The following is a 17,928-nucleotide window of genomic DNA, read 5'->3' on the forward strand; positions in this document are numbered from 1 at the left end:
GGCAGAATGACACCATGCGGCATACCCCTGACCACCGGCAGAACTCAACAGCCGGTGCCTCATCGGCCAGCCCCTCAGCTACCGTTCCCGGAGCTGCCGTTCCTGGAGCTGCCGTTCCTGGAGTTGCCCCGCCCAGCGCCGCGCGCCGGTTGCTGGCGGCCGCAACTGCCACAGTGCTGGCGGCAGGTTTATCGGGCTGCGTCAGCGGAACCTTGTCGGGTGCAACATCCACTGCTGCAGCCTCCGCCGGCCCCGCAGCAACGGAAACACGGGCTGCAGCAACACAGACAAATGCCGCCGGACCGCTGGCGGACACATCCGGGACCGCATCCGCCGCGGCAGCGGCGGCTGCCACTGAAACGGCCAAGAGGACCGTGACAGAGGCGCTGTCCAGGCTGGCGGCGGGATCGCCCAAACCCGCCACCGCACAAGTCACGGAAGCCCTCACGGGCGCGGGAATCGCCCCCGCGGCGTTGGAGGTTTCGCAGAGCCGCACCCCCACCGGCCTTGAAGCGGATGCCATCGAGGCGGCCGTGCTCCAGGGACAGGACTGCGTGATCGGCCAGGTCCGCGACGGCGCCGTGACAGTGACAGTGTTGCCCGTCCTGGCGAGCGGGAAGTGCTTTGTAGGCTCGTAAGCCTGTTGCGCGGAATGTGAGATATGCCTGCCCACCCACTAGATTTGGAACCATGGCGGAATTTATCTACACAATGACCAAGGCCCGCAAAGCCGTTGGCGAAAAACTCATTCTTGACGACGTAAGCATGTCCTTCTTCCCCGGCGCCAAGATCGGTGTTGTGGGCCCGAACGGTGCCGGTAAGTCCACCATCCTCAAAATCATGGCCGGACTGGACACTCCCTCCAACGGTGAGGCCCGGTTAAGCCCCGGCTACACCGTGGGCATCCTGCTCCAGGAGCCCCCGCTCAACGAGGAAAAGACCGTCCTGGGCAACGTCCAGGAGGGTGTGGGCGAGATCTACGGCAAGATCCAGCGCTTCAACGAAATCTCCGAGGAAATGGCCAGCCCCGACGCTGACTACGACACCCTCCTCGAGGAAATGGGCCACCTGCAGGAAGCCATCGATGCCGCGGACGCCTGGGACCTGGACTCACAGCTGGAGCAGGCCATGGACGCCCTCCGCTGCCCGCCCGCGGACGCCGACGTCACCAACCTCTCCGGTGGTGAACGCCGCCGCGTAGCCCTGTGCAAACTCCTGCTGCAGAAGCCGGACCTGCTGCTCCTGGACGAGCCCACCAACCACCTGGACGCCGAAAGCGTGCTGTGGCTCGAACAGCACCTGTCCACCTACGCGGGTGCAGTCCTCGCCGTCACCCACGACCGGTACTTCCTGGACCACGTCGCAGAATGGATCGCCGAAGTGGACCGCGGCCACCTCTACCCCTACGAGGGCAACTACTCCACTTACCTGGAGAAGAAGCGTGCCCGCCTGGAGATCCAGGGCAAGAAGGACGCCAAGCAGGCCAAGCGCCTCAGCGAGGAACTTGAGTGGGTCCGGTCCAACGCCAAGGGCCGCCAGACCAAGTCCAAAGCCCGCCTGGCCCGCTACGAGGAGATGGCCGCGGAGGCGGACCGCACCCGCAAGCTGGACTTCGAAGAGATCCAGATCCCGCCGGGACCCCGCCTGGGCGGCCTGGTGCTGGAAGCGAAGAACCTCCAGAAGGGCTTCGAGGACCGCACCCTCATCGATGGCCTGTCCTTCAGCCTGCCCCGCAACGGCATCGTGGGCGTCATCGGCCCCAACGGCGTCGGCAAGACCACGCTGTTCAAGACCATCGTGGGGCTGGAACCGCTCGACGGCGGTGACCTGAAGATCGGCGACTCCGTCAAGATCTCCTACGCGGACCAGAGCCGCGGCGGCATCGACCCCAACAAGACCCTCTGGGAAGTTGTCTCTGACGGCCTGGACTTCATCCAGGTGGGCCACGTCGAAATGCCGTCCCGCGCCTACGTTGCCGCCTTCGGCTTCAAGGGACCGGACCAGCAGAAGAAGGCCGGTGTGCTCTCCGGCGGTGAGCGCAACCGCCTGAACCTGGCGCTGACCCTCAAGCAGGGCGGCAACCTGCTGCTCCTCGATGAGCCCACCAACGACCTCGACGTCGAAACCCTCAGCAGCCTCGAAAACGCACTGCTCGAGTTCCCCGGCTGCGCCGTGGTGGTCTCCCACGACCGCTGGTTCCTGGACCGGGTGGCCACGCACATCCTGGCCTATGAAGGCGACGAGGAAAACCCCTCCAAGTGGTACTGGTTCGAGGGCAACTTCGAATCCTACGAGGAGAACAAGGTGGAGCGCCTCGGCCCGGACGCCGCCAAGCCGCACCGCGTCACGCACCGCCGCCTCACCCGCGACTGACACCAGGCGCAGAGCGCACAAAGACGAACAGGCCGGCACCCCCACTGGGTGCCGGCCTGTTCGTCTTCCCGCTGAAGGCGGAGTTCCGGGTGGTGCTAGTCCCGCCCGGCCTTGCGGATCTGGTGCTCCATCAGCTTCGACTGGAAAGCGCCCACCACTTTGTTCTTCAGGTCGGTAGGCACGCGGATCATTCCCTCCTGCGCGACGGAGGCAACGTGCTGCCCCGCCTGGTTGAAGATCTTGCCGGTCGCGAGTCCACGGGCACCTTGGGCGCTGGGTGACTCCTGGACATACAGGAGCCATTCGTCCACGCGGGCAGGCCGGTGCCACCACATGGCATGGTCCAGGCTTGCCACGTTCATCCCTGGCGTGATCCAGCTCAGCCCGTGGCGCCGCAGGATGGACTCAAGGAGGGTGTAGTCGCTGGCGTACGCCAGGGCTGCCCGGTGCAGGTTGGGGTTGTCCGGCATCGGCCCGAAGGTCTTCATCCACACAGCATTCCGCGCTTCCCTCTTGCCCTTAGCCGACACGTACAAGGGGGGATCGACGTGCCGGATATCGAACGGCCGCTCGTAGGCCCAGTGCCGTGCCACCGGATGGTCGAACTTGCCGAGCAGGTCGGCGGTGCTTGGCAGTGACTCCGGGTCCGGGATGCCGCCGGGCATCGTGGACTCGTGCTCCACGCCTTCGTCCTCGCCCTGGAAGGACGCGATCATCGACAGGATGGGCACGCCCTCCTGGTACGCATGGACCCGCCGGGCGGAAAAGGACCGGCCGTCCCGCAGGCGCTGGACGCCGAAGGTGATGGGCTTGTTCGCGTCCCCCGGGCGCAGGAAGTAGCCATGCATGGAATGGACAAAACGTTCCGGGTCCACCGTCCTGATGGACGCGATGAGCGACTGTGCCAGCACCTGGCCGCCGAACACGCGGTGGTGGGGCTGCTGCTGGGACGGACCCAGGAAGATGTCCTCGTCCGTCCGGGCACCCTCCAGCTCACCAAGGTCAAGGAGGGAGATGAGCGATGAGGTGGGGTCCCCGCTGGGGAGCGCCAGGATTTCGGCGTCGGCTTCAGTCATGGTTTGACTCTAGACGGCCCCCCGGCACCGCTCAACAAAGGTCCAGCGGGTAGTGTTCTTGGTGTGTCTGATCTACTCACCTCGTCCTTCCGCTTCGCCGATCCCCAGGATCTCGCTGACCTGAAGACTTTCGCTACGCGGGCCAAATCAATTGACGACGGCGCCATCAGGCTTCAGGCTGCAGGTTCCGTCCTCGCCGCGTACGTCTGCGTGCTGCGGCCGAGGCTGCTGGGTGAATCGACTCCCACCATTCTGGGGCTGCGGACCATGGCCCTCGCGGAACCTTCGGCGACGGATGTGACAGTGTCCTTGTCCGCCGTCCTGGACCGCCTGGCGCGGGCGGGGGCGGACGACGTCGAGCTGCCGGTTCCGCCGTCCACCGTCACCGAGTCCTGGACCGGGGTGGGCGCCCCGCGGAGCGGGTGGGAGCTGATGGGTTCACGCAGCGATGCCGCGCTGCGGAAAGCCGCAGAAGCAGGAATCGCGGAAGTGGCGGGAATCGTCCCTGACAAGCCGGGGGCGCTGATCGTCAACAACGCCCGTGCCGCCGTCTGGGGCAGGGAACTGGACGACTCCGGCCTGCCGGCCGGAGCCGCTTTCGCCGCCCTGGCCCTGGGGTTTCTGGCCGACGGCGACCAGAAGCTCTACCGGGCAGGGCGCTGGTTCCGGCTTACAGGCACCCGCGGCCACGTGCTCGCGCGGACCGGAAGCGCGCTGCTCTAACGGCGGTTAGGGCAACATCAGCCGGGGCTGTTCACCATGGACAGCGCGGCCCGCTCCATGTAGTCCCACAGCGTTCCCTCGTAGAGCGGCGGCAGTTCCAGGGCATCCACAGCGGCACGCATGTGGAAGAGCCAGCGGTCCTTGGCCTCGGGCGTCACCTTGAACGGCATGTGCCGCATGCGGAGCCGGGGATGGCCGCGCTCCTCGCCGTAGGTGGTGGGCCCGCCCCAGTACTGTTCCAGGAACATCAGGAACCTGCGCTTCGCCGGCGCCAGGTCTTCTTCCGGATACATGGGGCGGAGGAGCGGATCGGTTGCCACGCCGTCGTAGAAGACGTCGATCAGCTTCACGAAGGTTTCATGCCCGCCCACGGCATCGTAGAAATTGTCGGTGTAGCCGGGCTTGCTGAACGGATCGTTCTGCATCAGCTGCGGCCGCTGGGGATCGCTCGGGATTGTCATTCCTAGTCTCCGGCCTTCTGGTCAGTCTTCTTGGGTTCGGCATGATCCGTGCCCTGGTCCGTGGTGCCGTCCTCCGACTCGTGCAGCGGCACATAGTTGCCTTGCGAACGGTTGCCGACGCGCAGGATCTCGCCGTTGCGCAGGTACCAGATAGCGCCGTCGTCCGAGCGGACGCGCGTGATGCGCAGGCCCATGGACTCCACCACGCCAACAACCTCGCTGGTTTCGATGACGTCGCCGATGCCGTACTGGTCTTCAATGGTAATAAAGATCCCGGCCAGGAAGTCGCGGATCAGCTGCTGGGCACCGAAGCCGATGGCCACACCCAGGATGCCGACGCTCGTCAGGAGCGGTGCGATGTTGATGTCCAGGTTCTGCAGGACGTACATGCCCGTGATGATCACCACGAGCACGCCAACCACGCTGTTCAGCAGCGAGCCGATGGTTTCCGCGCGCTGGACGCGCCGCTCGTGGTCCAGGGCCCTAAACGCCGGGGCGGCCCATTTGAAGGTGGGTTTCTTGAAGAAGTTGCTGCCTGCCGCCACGCGCCTGGTGATCCGGGAAATCACGAACGTGGCCACCAGCCAGATGGCGACGCCGACGCCGAGGCTGATCACGATGCCCGTGACGCTGATGCCGTCCGGCTGGCTGGCGGTGGACGGAAGGATCGACAACGTGCTGACCATAAGGGGGAAGTACTCCTGCTGTTCTTCGGCTGCGCCGGGAAGGGATGCCGCAGCGCCGGTTACGCCCGGCGCGGAAGGCTCTGTTCTTCTTCAACACTATCGCCGTAGCGTCTGAACATGCGCATTCTTGTCCTCGGCGGAACAGCCTTCCTGTCCGCAGAAATTGCCCGCCAGGCGGTGGCGGCGGGACACGACGTCACCTGCCTTGCCCGAGGTTCCGCGGCGGCCCCGCCAGCGGGAACCACGTGGCTGAGGGAGGACCGTTCACTGGGCGCGGACGCCTACGCGGGCGCCGAGGGGGAGTGGGACGAGGTGGTGGACGTGGCCCGGGATCCCGTCCCCGCCGCCGAAGCCCTGGACGCCCTCGCACACCGGGCAGCGCACTGGACGTTCGTCTCCAGTTGCTCCGTCTACGCCGACGCCTCTCATGCAAACGAAACTGAGGATGCAGCGCTCCTGCAGCCCCTGGCGCCGGGAACTCCCTCCACTCCGGAGAACTACGGCGAGTCGAAGGCGGCCATCGAGGCCGCCACCCTCAAAGCGGCAGGCGGAAAAGCCCACCTCTGCCGTGCCGGCCTGATCGGCGGCCCGGGGGACAGCTCGGACCGCTACGGCTACTGGCCGGCCCGCTTCGCCAGGAACAACAAGCCGGTGGTGGTTCCCGCCGTCGACTATCCGACCCAGGTCATCGACGTCCGCGATCTTGCTGCCTGGATCCTCCGGGCGGCCGGGAAGGGCGTGGCCGGAGCGTTGAACGCCCTGGGCGGGCAGGTGGCCTTCGGAACGTATCTTGCCGCCGCCAGGGAAACCGCCGGCCACGACGGCGAGGTTCTTCCGGCGGAAGAAGAGTGGCTTGCGAACCAGGGCGTCAACTACTGGGCAGGCCCGGACTCGCTGCCGCTTTGGCTCCCGCCCGGGCATGAGGGCTTCATGGCGCGGAGCAACCGGGCAGCCGTCGCTGCCGGGCTGCAGCTGCGGCCGTGGCGGGAGACGCTGCAGGACACCTTGCGGGACGAGCGGGCGCGAGGGCTGGACAGGCCCCGGAAGGCCGGGCTGTCCCCCGGAACCGAGGCGCGCCTCGCCGCCAGCCTGCCGTCCTAAGCCGCCACTGTCACCGGTTCATGCTCCACCGGGAAGTTCACGCTGCGGGCGATGAAGCACAGCTGGTTCGCCTCGTGGTGAAGCTGGCCGGCCAGCTCCACCTGCGCCGCATCGGCCACGGTCACGTGCGGTCGGAGCGTCACGCGTTCAAACTGGCCGCTGCCGTCCCGGTTCAGGGTCATCAGCCCGAAGGCCTCGTCCCGGTAGTCCGTGACCACCACGCCGTGCTTTACCGCCACGTGCAGGAAAGAGAGCATATGGCACTGGGCAAGTGCCGCGAGGAGCAGCTGCTCCGGGTTGTACCGCTCCCGGTCTCCGTGGAAGGTGGGGTCCGCGGAGCCCTTGAGGACAGGGAGCCCCGGAATAAGGATGTCGTGGTCGCGTGAGTAGCCGCGGTAGGACGCCGTCCCGCTGCCCGAGTTGCCCGTCCACCGGACCGTCAGCTCATAGCGGTGCTCGTGCAGGCTCATGATGCAGGCACAGCTTCGCCGGGAAGGACATCCGCAGCGCGCGCCCGCAGTGCCCGGGCAACGCCGTCGCGGTTTTCCAGCATCATGCGCCGCAGCGCGGCGCTTGCGGGCGGAAGCGCCGCCAGGAAGCCGTCAGTCCGGTCCACGGTTGCCTGGCTGGTCAGCAGCGCAGGGTAGAGTCCGACGACGATCTGCTGGGCCAGTGCGTGGGTGCGGGTTTCGACGATCCGCGGCACTGCCTCGAAGTACTTTTCGGCGTAGGGCTCCAGCAGGGACCGGTCCAGCACGCGCATGAAGCCGGTGACCGCGGAGCCCTGCAGTGCATTGGAGAGCTCGCCCTTGACCACAATGGAATCCCAGGCGGCTGCCTTCGCCTCCGCCGTGGGGATGGCGGCCTTGGCAAGGGCAGCGGCATTCTGGCCGCTGGAGGTATTGTCCCGCGCAAGTTCCGCGTCGATGCCGTTCTGGCCGAGGCGTCCGCCCACCACAAGTGACGCGACCAGCTCCCAGCGCAGGTCCTGGTCAACACCCAGCCCGTCCAGGACCAGGGAGCCGTCCAGGAGGCCCGCCACCTTGTCCAACTGGGGGGCGCTGCCGGCCAGCAGCGCAAACGACTTCACGAACTGCAGCTGCGCGTCCGAGCCGCCCGGCACCTGGGACGCCAGGTCCCACAGCCGGTCCGCCGCAGCCACCGCAGTCGCCTCGCGGTGTTCCTCGGCCACGTAGAAGTTCAGGGTGGTGGCAAGCTGGCGGAGCTGGACCAGGATCACCGAGGAATCGGATTCGGCGGCCACGTTGGCCAGGATCAGCTCCACGTACCGCCGTGCCGGGGTTTCGCCGTCCCGGGCAGCGTCCCAGGCCGAGTTCCACACGAGCGTCCGCGGCAGGCTCTGGCTGAAGTCCTTCAGGTGGGCGGTCGCCGTCGCAAGCGATTTTTCGTCCAGCCGCACCTTGGCGTAGGCGAGGTCGTCGTCATTGACCAGGACCAGGTCCGGCCGGACCAGCCCCACCAGCGCCGGAACTTCGGTCCGCCCGCCGTCGACATCCAGTTCCTCGCGGTGCACCCGCTCCAGCTTGCCGGCGTCGTTAAGGTTGTAGAACCCCACGGCGAGCCGGTGCGGGCGGATGGTGGGCCAATCGTCCACGGCGGACTGCACGATGGCGAAGGACGTGAGCCGGCCGTCGCCGTCAACCTCGAGCTCCGGCTTCAGGGTGTTGACGCCGGCGGTTTCCAGCCACTGCCGCCCCCAGTCATCCAGGTCGCGGCCGCTGGCCTTCTCCAGTTCCACCAGCAGGTCGCCCAGCTCGGTGTTCTGCCAGGAATGCTTGGCGAAGTACTCGCGCACGCCGGCCATGAACTGGTCCGGGCCCACCCACGCCACCAGCTGGCGGAGCACCGAAGCGCCCTTGGCGTAGGTGATGCCGTCGAAGTTGACCTCCACGTCCTGCAGGTCGTTGATCTCGGCGAAGATGGGGTGCGTCGTGGGCAGCTGGTCCTGGCGGTAGGCCCAGGACTTCTCAACGGACGCGAACGTGGTCCAGGCGCTGGTGAACTTCGTCGCCTCGACGGCTGCCAGATGGGACATGTACTCGGCGAAGGACTCGTTGAGCCACAGGTCGTTCCACCAGCGCATTGTCACCAGGTCGCCGAACCACATATGCGCGAGTTCGTGGAGGACGGTGATGGCCCGGCGTTCCACCTGCGCGTCGGTGACTTTGCCCCGGAAGACGTAGCCCTCCAGGATGGTCACCGCGCCGGCGTTTTCCATGGCGCCGGCGTTGAACTCGGGCACAAAGAGCTGGTCGTACTTCTCGAACGGGTAGGGGCAGCCGAACTGCGCCTCGAAGAACTCAAAGCCCTGCCGGGTGAGTTCGAAGATGTTGTCCGCGTCCAGGTACTGCATCAGGGACTTCCGGGCGAAGACGCCGAGCGGGATGACGCGGCCGTCCGAGCTGGCCACCTCGCTGCGCACCGACTGGTAGGGGCCGGCAACCAGCGCAGTGACGTAAGAGGAGAGCCGGGGAGTGGGGGAGAAAGCCCACACGGAGCGGGCACCGCCGTCGTCCGCGGCGGTGGTTTCCACGGGCGCCGGTGTGGGCGAGTTCGAGATGACGTCCCAGTGGGAGGGGGCCGTGACGGTGAACGTGAAGGTTGCCTTCAGGTCCGGCTGCTCGAAGACGGCGAACATCCTGCGCGAATCAGGAACCTCGAACTGCGTGTAGAGGTAGACCTCGTTGTCCACCGGGTCCACGAAGCGGTGGAGTCCCTCGCCGGTGTTCATATACGGGGCATCGGCCACCACCGTGAGTTCGTTGTGTTCCTTGAGATCCGGGAGCTGGATCCTGACGCCGTCCGCCACTGTGGCCGGATCAAGGCTCCTGCCGTTAAGGGTGACGCTGTGCACCGCGCGTGTGACTGCGTCTATGAATGTTGAGGACCCTGGCGTCGCGCTGAACTTCACCGTGGTGGTGCTGCCAAAGACCTCTCCGCCCCGGGTCAGGTCCAGGCTGACGTCATAGGATTCGACGGCGATCAGTTCGGCACGTTCGCTGGCTTCAGCTCGCGTCAGATTCATACCTGGCAAAGTGGGGCCTCCAGAAAGGTTGCGTCTGCCTGCTGGCGTGCCCAGCGGCGGCATTGTTCATTCTTGCATTCCGCCAGCCTTGGCAAGTAGCACGGCCCGGGATGGCTGCCGCGTGAGGCGGAAAGCCGCCGGCCGGCCGTGGGAGTAGCGTTAAATCATGGGAAAGTTCATGGAGTCGATGGACACGAAAGCCCTTCGGTTTGTGGTGGGGTTCCCGCTGCTGGTGTCGGCGGCCTTCGTGGTGTGCGCCTTCCTGATCCGGCCGGACCTTCCGGAGCCGCTCGCCATCCGGTGGACGGACGACGGCGGCGCCTCCTTCGCGCCCTTCGGCGCCTACGTCACGGCAGGAGCCTTAATGATCCTGGCCGGCGGCTGGCTGGTCCTCTTCCAGGCCGTGCCCGTCAGCAGGCCCGTGCTGATGCGCCGGATCATGATGGGCGCCGGGATGTTCTTCACGCTCTTCGTCACCAGCGCCCTCGCTGCCGGCATCGTGGGACAGGCAGGGCTGGCGGACGCCCGTGAATCCCATGTGGACATGACCGTCCTGGCACTCGGAAGCGGGGCGGCCCTGTCGCTCGGCGTGATTGTTGCCTTTACCTTCAAAGCGGACCAGCAGTGGTCACCGGACGACGACCGGGCCCTTCAACTGGCCATCGCGAGGGAGGCTGACCCCGACCTGACACGGGACGACATCCGGCTCTGGGTCCATGCCCGCAGTTCGGTATTCGTCATGATCGCCATCGCATCGCTGCTTCCGTCTGCCCTCATCGCCGTTGCCGTGCCCTGGCTCGGCGCGCTCCTCGTGCTCCTCGCGGCGACGGGCGCGGCGTTCCTGTTCGCGCGCATCAAAGCCGACCGCCGCGGCCTGAAAGTCCTGCTGGCCGGCATCGTTCCGGTCATGAACGTCCCGGCCGGAGCCATCTCGGGCGCTACCGCCGCCGAGGTGAAGGCCGCAGACTATGGGGGGTGGGGCTACCGGCACCACGGCGGCACTGCCGCCATGCTCGTCAGCAGCGGTCCCGCCGTCGTCGTCAGCAAAACCGACGGCCAGCGCCTCGCGGTGAGCGGGGGCAGTACTGCCTCGGCGGCGAGGCTGGCCGAGGTACTGACGCGGGTTGCTGAAAGGGCCCGGCCCGGCGGCGGGGCGGCGCCGACTCCCGGCCAGCCGGAGTCCTAGTATTCTTGACCGTGTTGTCCTGACCCTGGCCTGCGCCGTCCCGGCCGGCTGCCTGCGCCCCCAACCGAACGGATTCTGCTCGTGACATCATCCCCTGCCTTCCCGCGGGTCCACATCGCCACCGACCATGCGGGCATGGAACTGAGCGCCCACCTGGTGTCCCACCTGACAGCCAAGGGCTATGAGGTGGTGGACCACGGCCCCAAGGCCTACGACGCCCAGGACGACTACCCCTCTTTCTGCATCAATGCCGCCCTTGCCGTGGTTGCCGACCAGCAGGCAGGCATCCACGCCCTGGGCATCGTGCTGGGCGGCTCGGGCAACGGGGAGCAGATCGCCGCCAACAAGGTCAAGGGTGTCAGGGCTGCCCTGGCCTGGAACCACTCGACCGCCACACTCGCCCGCGAGCACAATGACGCCAATGTCGTGGCTGTCGGCGGCCGCCAGCACACGGTGGAGGAAGCGACCCGGCTGGTCGAGGCCTTCCTGACCGAGCCCTTCAGCAATGACGAGCGCCACGTCCGCCGCATCGGCAAGATCGCCGCCTACGAAGCAACCGGCGAGGTCATCGAGTAGTGCCCGAAGGGCATTCCGTCCGCCGCCTGGCGCGGCAGTTCGGGGACGTATTCGGCGGCCGGCGGCTCACTGTGTCCAGCCCGCAGGGCCGGTTCAGCGGAGGCGCCGCGCTCCTGGATGGGCGCACCCTGCTCGTGGCCGAGGCGCACGGCAAGCACCTGTTCCTGCACTTCGACAACACCTTGGTGCTGCATGTGCATCTGGGCCTGTACGGTGCCTGGAGTTTTGGCGGCGACAGCACGTTCGCCGGCTCCTCCAGCATCGGTGCCCCGCGCCGGGTGGGGGAGCGGGAGACGTTCCCGGACGCGAACGACGGCGACGGCGCCGGCACGAACGGAGGCAGCGCCTATGCCGGTCCGCCGGACCCCGTGGGGGCCGTGCGGGTCAGGCTGGCCAGCAGCAACGGGTGGGCCGACCTGAGGGGTGCCACCACCTGCGAGGCGATTACCGCGGCAGAGGCTGACGCTGTCCTCGCCCGGCTGGGGCCGGACCCGCTGCGGAACCTGCGGGGCGACGCCGGACGGTTCGCGGCCAATTTGCAGGGCCGGAAAACTCCGGTGGCTGCACTCCTGATGGACCAAAAGATCATCGCCGGCGTCGGCAACGTCTACCGCGCCGAGGTCCTTTTCCGCCGGCGTATCGATCCCTGGCTGCCGGGAACCGCACTGCCCGACGCCGAGGCACGCAAGTTGTGGCGCGACGTCGTGACCGTCATGAACGACGGCGTTGCCGACGGCCGCATCATCACCACAACGCCCCGGTACTGGTCGGAACACGGCAAGGCAACCGCCGCCGCCTTGAAAAGCGGGACCTTCCCCGCGCGGGACAATGCCCATTACGTCTACAAGCGGGACGGGATGCCGTGCCGGGTCTGCGGCACCACGGTGCTGATTGCTGAACTGGCGGGGCGCAAACTCTATTGGTGCCCCTTCTGCCAGCAGCAGGCGTGAACGGGGGCTGCCGGCAAAGCCCCCACGATGGCTTGCCGGCACTGGGGCCCCAACGGATTAAAAAGACAGGCCCCTCGTCGGAGGGGCCTGTCTGTTTGGAGGGGACGACGGGAATCGAACCCGCGTAATCAGTTTGGAAGACTGAGGCTTTACCATTAAGCTACGTCCCCGGAAGAACTGCATCTGCAATATTAGCAGGCCTGCAACTCCGGGCTGGCTGTTCAAGCCGGATACAACTAAACCTAATCCATGGGCTACGTGTCAAATGTGCAAACTGGGCGCGGATCACCGTAGACTTGCCTGTGCACTAACGGGGTGTAGCTCAGCTTGGCTAGAGCGCCTGCTTTGGGAGCAGGAAGTCGCAGGTTCAAATCCTGTCACCCCGACTCTGCGGCCCGGACCACTCGGCCTGGACAAAACATTGCGTTTGCAGAAACCCATCCCACAATCCCAGGAGTACTTAGACCGTGAAGAGCGCTGTCGAGAACCTCACCCCCACGCGGGTCAAGCTCAATGTTGAGGTCCCCTTTGAGGAATTGAAGCCCAGCATCGACTCGGCCTACAAGACCGTTGCTTCGCAGATCCAGGTCCCGGGCTTCCGTAAGGGCAAAGTCCCCGCCAAGCTCATCGACCAGCGCGTCGGCCGCGGCTACGTCCTGGAGACTGCCATCAACGAAGGCCTCAACGGCTGGTACCAGGCCGCTGTGCAGGAATCCGGCATCCGCCCCCTGAGCCGCCCCGAGGTTGAGATCACCGAGGTCCCGGACCCCTCCGCAACGGACGGCGGACTGAAGTTCGCTGCCGAGGTGGACGTCCGCCCGGAGATCGAGCTCCCGGACTACTCCGGCATCAAGGTTGAAGTTGCTGCGGCCGAGTCCTCCGACGAGGACGTGGACAAGGCCCTCGACGAACTGCGCGGCCGCTTCGGCACGCTCAAGTCCGTGGACCGCCCCGCCGCGGACGGCGATTTCCTCACCATCGACATCACCGCCAGCATCGACGGCGAAGAGGTTGACTCCGCTTCCGGCCTGTCCTACCAGGTGGGTGCCGGCACCATGCTCGACGGGCTCGACGAAGCCGTCACCGGGCTCAGCGCCGAGGAAGACGCCATCTTCGACACCACTCTGGTGGGCGGCGACCACGCCGGCGAAGCCGCCCAGGTCAAGGTCGTCGTCAAGGCCGTCAAGGAGCGCGAACTCCCCGAGGCAAACGATGACTTCGCCCAGCTGGCTTCCGAGTTCGACACCCTCGCCGAACTGCGCGAAGACCTGGCCAAGCAGGCCGCAGACTCCAAGGTTGTGGAGCAGGGCGTCGAGGCCCGCGACAAGGTCCTGGACAAGCTCGTTGAGCTCGTTGAGGTTCCCGTTCCGGACTCCGTCGTTGAAGAGCAGCTCGAGGCCCACTTCAAGGAGGGCAGCGGGCACGGTGAAGGCGAGCACGACACCGAGGAGCACCGCGAAGAGGTTCGTGCCAACACGGCCCGCGCCTTCCAGAACGAAATCATCCTCGACGCCATTGCCGAGAAGGAAGAAGTCAACGTCAGCCAGAACGAGCTGATCGACTACATCGTGACCACCGCCAGCCAGTACGGCATGGACCCGAACCAGTTCGCCCAGATCATCGATCAGAGCGGCCAGGTTCCCATGATGGTTTCCGAGGTCCGCCGCCGCAAGGCGCTGGCCGTCGTCCTGGGCCAGGCTGAGGTCACCGACACCGAGGGCAAGGCCGTGGACCTGAGCGACTTCGTCCGTCCCGGCGGCGAAGAGGAAGCTCCCGCAGCCGAAGCTGTCGAGGCCGAGGCTGAGACCGCCGAGGCAGCCGTCGAGGAAGACACGGCAGAGGCCAAGGCCCAGGCCTAAGAGCCACTGAGTGGACGGCCCCCGGATCATTGGATCCGGGGGCCGTTTGCGTTGGATCCTGCTGCTTCGCACCGGCCCTGCCGATCGTGCGCCGTCAGCGAACAGCCGCGGATGCGCGAACAAAACACCGCTGAAACCGGTTAGTGTCCAAGTAGTGATTTTCAGTGATGTCACCGTCACCAGCGAGAGGTAAGTACACATGTCACAGCACGCAGAGTCCCCCCGGATGGCTACTGTCGATCCCGCAGCCCAGGACAACTACATCTACAACCGTCTCCTGAAAGAGCGGATCATCTGGCTGGGCTCAGAGGTGCGTGACGACAACGCCAACGCCATCTGCTCGCAGCTGCTCCTGCTGTCCGCCGAGAACCCGGACAAGGACATCTACCTCTACATCAACTCCCCGGGCGGCTCGGTGACGGCAGGCATGGCCATCTACGACACCATGCAGTTCATCCCCAACGACGTCGTCACGGTAGCCACCGGCCTGGCCGCCTCGATGGGACAGTTCCTGCTGTCTTCCGGCACCAAGGGCAAGCGCTACGCGACCCCCAACGCCCGCGTCCTGATGCACCAGCCCTCCGGCGGCATCGGCGGCACCGCCTCGGACATCAAGATCCAGGCCGAGCTCATCCTGCACATGAAGAAGGTCATGGCGGAACTGACGGCCGAGCAGACCGGCCAGACCGTCGAGACCATCCTCAAGGACAACGACCGGGACAAGTGGTTCACGGCAACCGAGGCCCTGGAGTACGGCTTCTTCGACAAGATCGCCGCCCACGCCGGCTCTGTATCCGGTGGCGGCGGAACGGCCAACGGGTCTTCCGGCGAGTCAGCGTCCGAACAGTAATCCGGCACAGAGAAAACTTAGATCAGGAGCAACAAAAATGACCTACAACTTCGGATCGACTGCCGGTAACCTTCCGACCAGCCGTTATGTCCTGCCCCAGTTCGAGGAACGCACTCCGTACGGCTTCAAGCGCCAGGACCCCTACACCAAGCTCTTCGAAGACCGCATTATCTTCCTTGGTGTGCAGGTGGATGACGCCTCTGCCGATGACGTCATGGCCCAGCTGCTGGTCCTCGAGTCCACTGACCCGGACCGCGACATCACCCTCTACATCAACTCGCCCGGCGGCTCTTTTACCGCCATGACGGCCATCTACGACACCATGCAGTACATCCGCCCCGAGATCCAGACGGTCTGCCTCGGCCAGGCCGCAAGCGCCGCTGCCGTACTGCTGGCGGCAGGTACTCCCGGAAAGCGCCTGGCCCTCCCGAACGCCCGCGTCCTGATCCACCAGCCGGCGCTGTCCGGCGGCCAGGGCGGACAGGCCTCAGACCTGGAGATCCAGGCAGCCGAAGTCATGCGGATGCGCTCCTGGCTGGAAGACACGCTCGCCCACCACTCGGGACGGACGTCAGAGCAGGTCAACAACGACATCGAGCGCGACAAGATCCTCACCGCGGCAGAAGCGCAGACGTACGGCCTGATCGACCAGGTCCTGGATTCACGGAAGATCAAACCGCAGGCGATCAGCCGGTAACGGTAAAGTAATGGGCCGGTGGGGCCAATCATTTGGCTTCACCGGCCTTTTCCTTCCACCCTGGGAAGCGAATGTGACCTAGAGTGGATGGTGTCACAACCGGTCCGTGCAGGCCCGGTGGAGATTCCAGCAACGGAGCAAGGCTGCCTGGCAGCAGGATACTAAGGGGTTCACATATGGCTCGGATTGGCGAGAGCACGGATCTGCTGAAGTGCTCTTTCTGCGGAAAGAGCCAAAAGCAGGTGCGCAAGCTCATAGCCGGGCCCGGTGTCTACATCTGCGATGAATGCATTGAGCTCTGCAACGAGATCATTGAAGAGGAGCTCGCGGAAGTTGCTGACCTGGGAAGCTTCGAACTTCCCAAACCGCGCGAGATCTTCGATTTCCTGCAGGAGTACGTCATTGGCCAGGAGCCTGCCAAGCGTTCCCTCGCCGTCGCCGTCTACAACCACTACAAGCGGATCCAGGCCGGCCACGCCCCTAAATCCGGAAGCCTTGCCGACGGCGGCCACCACGACGACGTCGAGATTGCCAAGTCCAACATCCTGCTCATCGGCCCCACCGGCTGTGGCAAGACCTACCTCGCCCAGACCCTCGCCCGCCGCCTGAACGTTCCCTTCGCGGTAGCTGACGCCACGGCCCTGACCGAGGCCGGGTACGTCGGTGAAGACGTGGAGAACATCCTCCTCAAGCTCATCCAGGCCGCCGACTACGACGTGAAGAAGGCTGAGCAGGGCATCATCTACATTGATGAGATCGACAAGATTTCCCGCAAGAGCGAGAACCCCTCCATCACCCGCGACGTATCCGGCGAAGGCGTCCAGCAGGCGCTCCTGAAGATCCTGGAAGGCACGGTTGCCTCCGTCCCGCCGCAGGGCGGCCGGAAGCACCCGCACCAGGAATTCATCCAGATTGACACCACCAACGTCCTCTTTATCGTGGCGGGCGCCTTTGCCGGCCTGGAAGAGATCATCGGGTCGCGGTCCGGACGGAAGGGCATAGGCTTCGGCGCCCCCCTGAACGAGGCCAGCAAGAAGGTGGATTCCTACGGTGAAGTGATGCCCGAGGACCTGCTGAAATTCGGCCTGATCCCCGAGTTCATCGGCCGGCTTCCCGTGATCACCACCGTCTCCAACCTGGACCGCGATGCCCTGATCCAGATCCTGTCCACCCCCAAGAACGCCCTTGTGAAGCAGTACCAGAAGATGTTCCAGATAGACGGCGTGGAATTGGTGTTTGACGACACAGCCCTTGACGCCATTGCGGAGCAGGCGCTGGAGCGCGGCACCGGCGCCCGGGGGCTGCGGGCCATCATGGAGGAAGTGCTGCTTCCTGTCATGTTCGATCTCCCCAGCCGCGAAGACGTTGCCAGCGTGATCATCACCGAGGACGTCGTGCTGAGGGGTGCGGAACCGACCATCGTTCCCCACGTCGCCAAGCGCCGTAAGTCTGCCTGACTTCCCGGCACAGCGCCGTTACCCGCAGTAGCCCTTACACGTCGTGGCTGCCCCGCGCCACTGAGACCAGCGAAGGAATTCCCTATGACTGAGCCCGCTAAGAACACGGCCGACTTCTGGTTCGATCCGCTGTGCCCGTTCGCCTGGATCACCTCGCGCTGGATAGGCGAAGTGGAGGGCGTCCGCGACATCGGGACGGAGTGGCACGTGATGAGCCTGGCCGTCCTTAACGAAGGCCGGGACCTGGAACCTGCCTACCGCGAATCGATGGACAACGCCTGGGGTATGGTCCGGGTGATCATCGCGGCCCAGGAGGAACACGGCAGGGGCACGGTCAAGCCACTCTACGACGCCATGGGCTCGTTGATCCATGAACAGGGCGAAAAGGACCGCGACCTGGTGATCGCCAAAGCACTTGCTGAATGCGGCCTTCCCGCTTCACTGGCCGGAGCCGCCGCTACCGACGCCTACGACCGCCAGCTCCGGGCCAGCCACGAGGAAGGCATCTCGCGGGTGGGCCAGGACGTTGGAACGCCGGTTGTGGCCTTCAACGGCACGGCATTCTTCGGTCCCGTGCTCACCCGGATCCCGCGGGGCGAGGAAGCCGGCAAGCTGTGGGATGCCACCACCGCGATTGCTTCCTACCCGCACTTCTTCGAATTAAAGCGGAGCAGGACCGAACGTCCGGAATTCAACTAGGCCCGGCCCCTCCGGAAGCCCCGGCGGGAGTGTCCAGAGCCCCGGCTGAACTACTCGTTTGTAGTTCAGCCGGGGCTCTTGCGCATCGCGGCAGCCGGGACAACAATAGTTCTTACCCACTTCGAAAGAATTGGGACGCAGAAACCAAAGATTCAGTGATATGCATTCGACGCAGCCATCGGCAAAGT

At 65.6% G+C, this 17,928-nt stretch carries 17 protein-coding genes and 2 tRNA genes; 13 read left to right on the forward strand and 6 right to left on the reverse strand.

What is annotated here, in order from left to right; genetic code table 11:
• The first annotated feature begins 14 nt into the window (after positions 1-14).
• Both GK109_RS18355 and ettA read left to right on the forward strand, forming a co-directional pair.
• Positions 15-638 (forward strand): hypothetical protein, encoded by a 624-nt coding sequence (locus GK109_RS18355; RefSeq protein WP_197432496.1) that lies wholly within the window; start codon positions 15-17, stop codon positions 636-638.
• A gap of 52 nt (positions 639-690) precedes the next feature.
• Complete coding sequence (gene ettA, locus GK109_RS18360; protein ID WP_157241951.1) at positions 691-2,373, forward strand: energy-dependent translational throttle protein EttA; 1,683 nt, start codon at positions 691-693, stop codon at positions 2,371-2,373.
• A gap of 95 nt (positions 2,374-2,468) precedes the next feature.
• Here the strand turns inward: ettA and GK109_RS18365 are convergent, their stop codons facing one another.
• Positions 2,469-3,449 carry an acyl-CoA thioesterase II gene (locus GK109_RS18365; protein ID WP_157241952.1) on the reverse strand — a complete coding sequence of 327 codons (981 nt, stop codon included), beginning with the start codon at positions 3,447-3,449 and terminating at the stop codon, positions 2,469-2,471.
• A gap of 63 nt (positions 3,450-3,512) precedes the next feature.
• Here GK109_RS18365 and GK109_RS18370 point away from each other — a divergent pair, with 63 nt between their 5' ends.
• Complete coding sequence (locus GK109_RS18370) at positions 3,513-4,172, forward strand: hypothetical protein (protein WP_321213760.1); 660 nt, start codon at positions 3,513-3,515, stop codon at positions 4,170-4,172.
• A 17-nt stretch (positions 4,173-4,189) separates the two neighbouring features.
• Here the strand turns inward: GK109_RS18370 and GK109_RS18375 are convergent, their stop codons facing one another.
• Positions 4,190-4,633 (reverse strand): globin, encoded by a 444-nt coding sequence (locus tag GK109_RS18375; RefSeq protein ID WP_157241954.1) that lies wholly within the window; start codon positions 4,631-4,633, stop codon positions 4,190-4,192.
• A gap of 2 nt (positions 4,634-4,635) precedes the next feature.
• On the reverse strand, positions 4,636-5,319 hold the full coding sequence (locus GK109_RS18380; protein ID WP_157241955.1) for a mechanosensitive ion channel family protein: 684 nt from the start codon (positions 5,317-5,319) through the stop codon (positions 4,636-4,638).
• A gap of 117 nt (positions 5,320-5,436) precedes the next feature.
• Between GK109_RS18380 and GK109_RS18385 the strand changes: the two genes are divergently transcribed.
• Entirely contained in the window at positions 5,437-6,420 is a 984-nt protein-coding gene (locus GK109_RS18385; RefSeq protein ID WP_157241956.1) for an NAD-dependent epimerase/dehydratase family protein, read from the forward strand.
• Here the strand turns inward: GK109_RS18385 and GK109_RS18390 are convergent.
• Positions 6,417-6,890: an OsmC family protein gene (locus GK109_RS18390; RefSeq protein WP_157241957.1), complete on the reverse strand. Its 474-nt coding sequence runs from the start codon at positions 6,888-6,890 to the stop codon at positions 6,417-6,419. The genes GK109_RS18385 and GK109_RS18390 overlap by 4 nt on opposite strands.
• Positions 6,887-9,466: an aminopeptidase N gene (gene pepN / locus GK109_RS18395; protein ID WP_157241958.1), complete on the reverse strand. Its 2,580-nt coding sequence runs from the start codon at positions 9,464-9,466 to the stop codon at positions 6,887-6,889. Before pepN ends, GK109_RS18390 begins: the two co-directional genes overlap by 4 nt.
• Before the next feature lie 166 nt (positions 9,467-9,632).
• On the opposite strand from pepN, the gene GK109_RS18400 reads away from it, so the two are divergent.
• The 3 genes from GK109_RS18400 to GK109_RS18410 all read left to right on the forward strand — a co-directional run bounded on the left by GK109_RS18400 (position 9,633) and on the right by GK109_RS18410 (position 12,178).
• Complete coding sequence (locus GK109_RS18400; RefSeq protein WP_157241959.1) at positions 9,633-10,652, forward strand: hypothetical protein; 1,020 nt, start codon at positions 9,633-9,635, stop codon at positions 10,650-10,652.
• Between the two features lie 81 nt (positions 10,653-10,733).
• Positions 10,734-11,228: a ribose-5-phosphate isomerase gene (locus GK109_RS18405; RefSeq protein WP_321213754.1), complete on the forward strand. Its 495-nt coding sequence runs from the start codon at positions 10,734-10,736 to the stop codon at positions 11,226-11,228.
• Positions 11,228-12,178, forward strand: coding sequence for a DNA-formamidopyrimidine glycosylase family protein (locus GK109_RS18410; protein WP_321213753.1), 951 nt, complete (start codon positions 11,228-11,230; stop codon positions 12,176-12,178). Before GK109_RS18405 ends, GK109_RS18410 begins: the two co-directional genes overlap by 1 nt.
• Before the next feature lie 96 nt (positions 12,179-12,274).
• Here GK109_RS18410 and GK109_RS18415 read toward each other — a convergent pair.
• Positions 12,275-12,348, reverse strand: a tRNA-Gly gene (locus tag GK109_RS18415).
• Between the two features lie 141 nt (positions 12,349-12,489).
• On the opposite strand from GK109_RS18415, the gene GK109_RS18420 reads away from it, so the two are divergent.
• From GK109_RS18420 to GK109_RS18445, 6 genes are all read left to right on the forward strand, one after another.
• Positions 12,490-12,564 (forward strand) — tRNA-Pro (locus GK109_RS18420).
• Between the two features lie 81 nt (positions 12,565-12,645).
• Positions 12,646-14,037: a trigger factor gene (gene tig, locus GK109_RS18425; protein WP_370460688.1), complete on the forward strand. Its 1,392-nt coding sequence runs from the start codon at positions 12,646-12,648 to the stop codon at positions 14,035-14,037.
• A gap of 226 nt (positions 14,038-14,263) precedes the next feature.
• Positions 14,264-14,887 (forward strand): ATP-dependent Clp protease proteolytic subunit, encoded by a 624-nt coding sequence (locus GK109_RS18430; protein WP_157243122.1) that lies wholly within the window; start codon positions 14,264-14,266, stop codon positions 14,885-14,887.
• A 37-nt stretch (positions 14,888-14,924) separates the two neighbouring features.
• The gene (locus GK109_RS18435) at positions 14,925-15,584 is read left to right on the forward strand and encodes an ATP-dependent Clp protease proteolytic subunit (protein ID WP_157241960.1); all 660 of its coding nucleotides are present in this window, start codon (positions 14,925-14,927) and stop codon (positions 15,582-15,584) included.
• A 176-nt stretch (positions 15,585-15,760) separates the two neighbouring features.
• A complete protein-coding gene (clpX, locus tag GK109_RS18440) occupies positions 15,761-17,041 on the forward strand; it encodes an ATP-dependent Clp protease ATP-binding subunit ClpX (protein WP_157241961.1) in 1,281 nt (426 codons plus the stop codon).
• An 84-nt stretch (positions 17,042-17,125) separates the two neighbouring features.
• Complete coding sequence (locus GK109_RS18445; protein ID WP_157241962.1) at positions 17,126-17,740, forward strand: DsbA family protein; 615 nt, start codon at positions 17,126-17,128, stop codon at positions 17,738-17,740.
• Positions 17,741-17,928: the final 188 nt, after the last annotated feature.

Source organism: Pseudarthrobacter sp. GA104 (assembly GCF_009741265.1).
Taxonomy (GTDB): domain Bacteria; phylum Actinomycetota; class Actinomycetes; order Actinomycetales; family Micrococcaceae; genus Arthrobacter.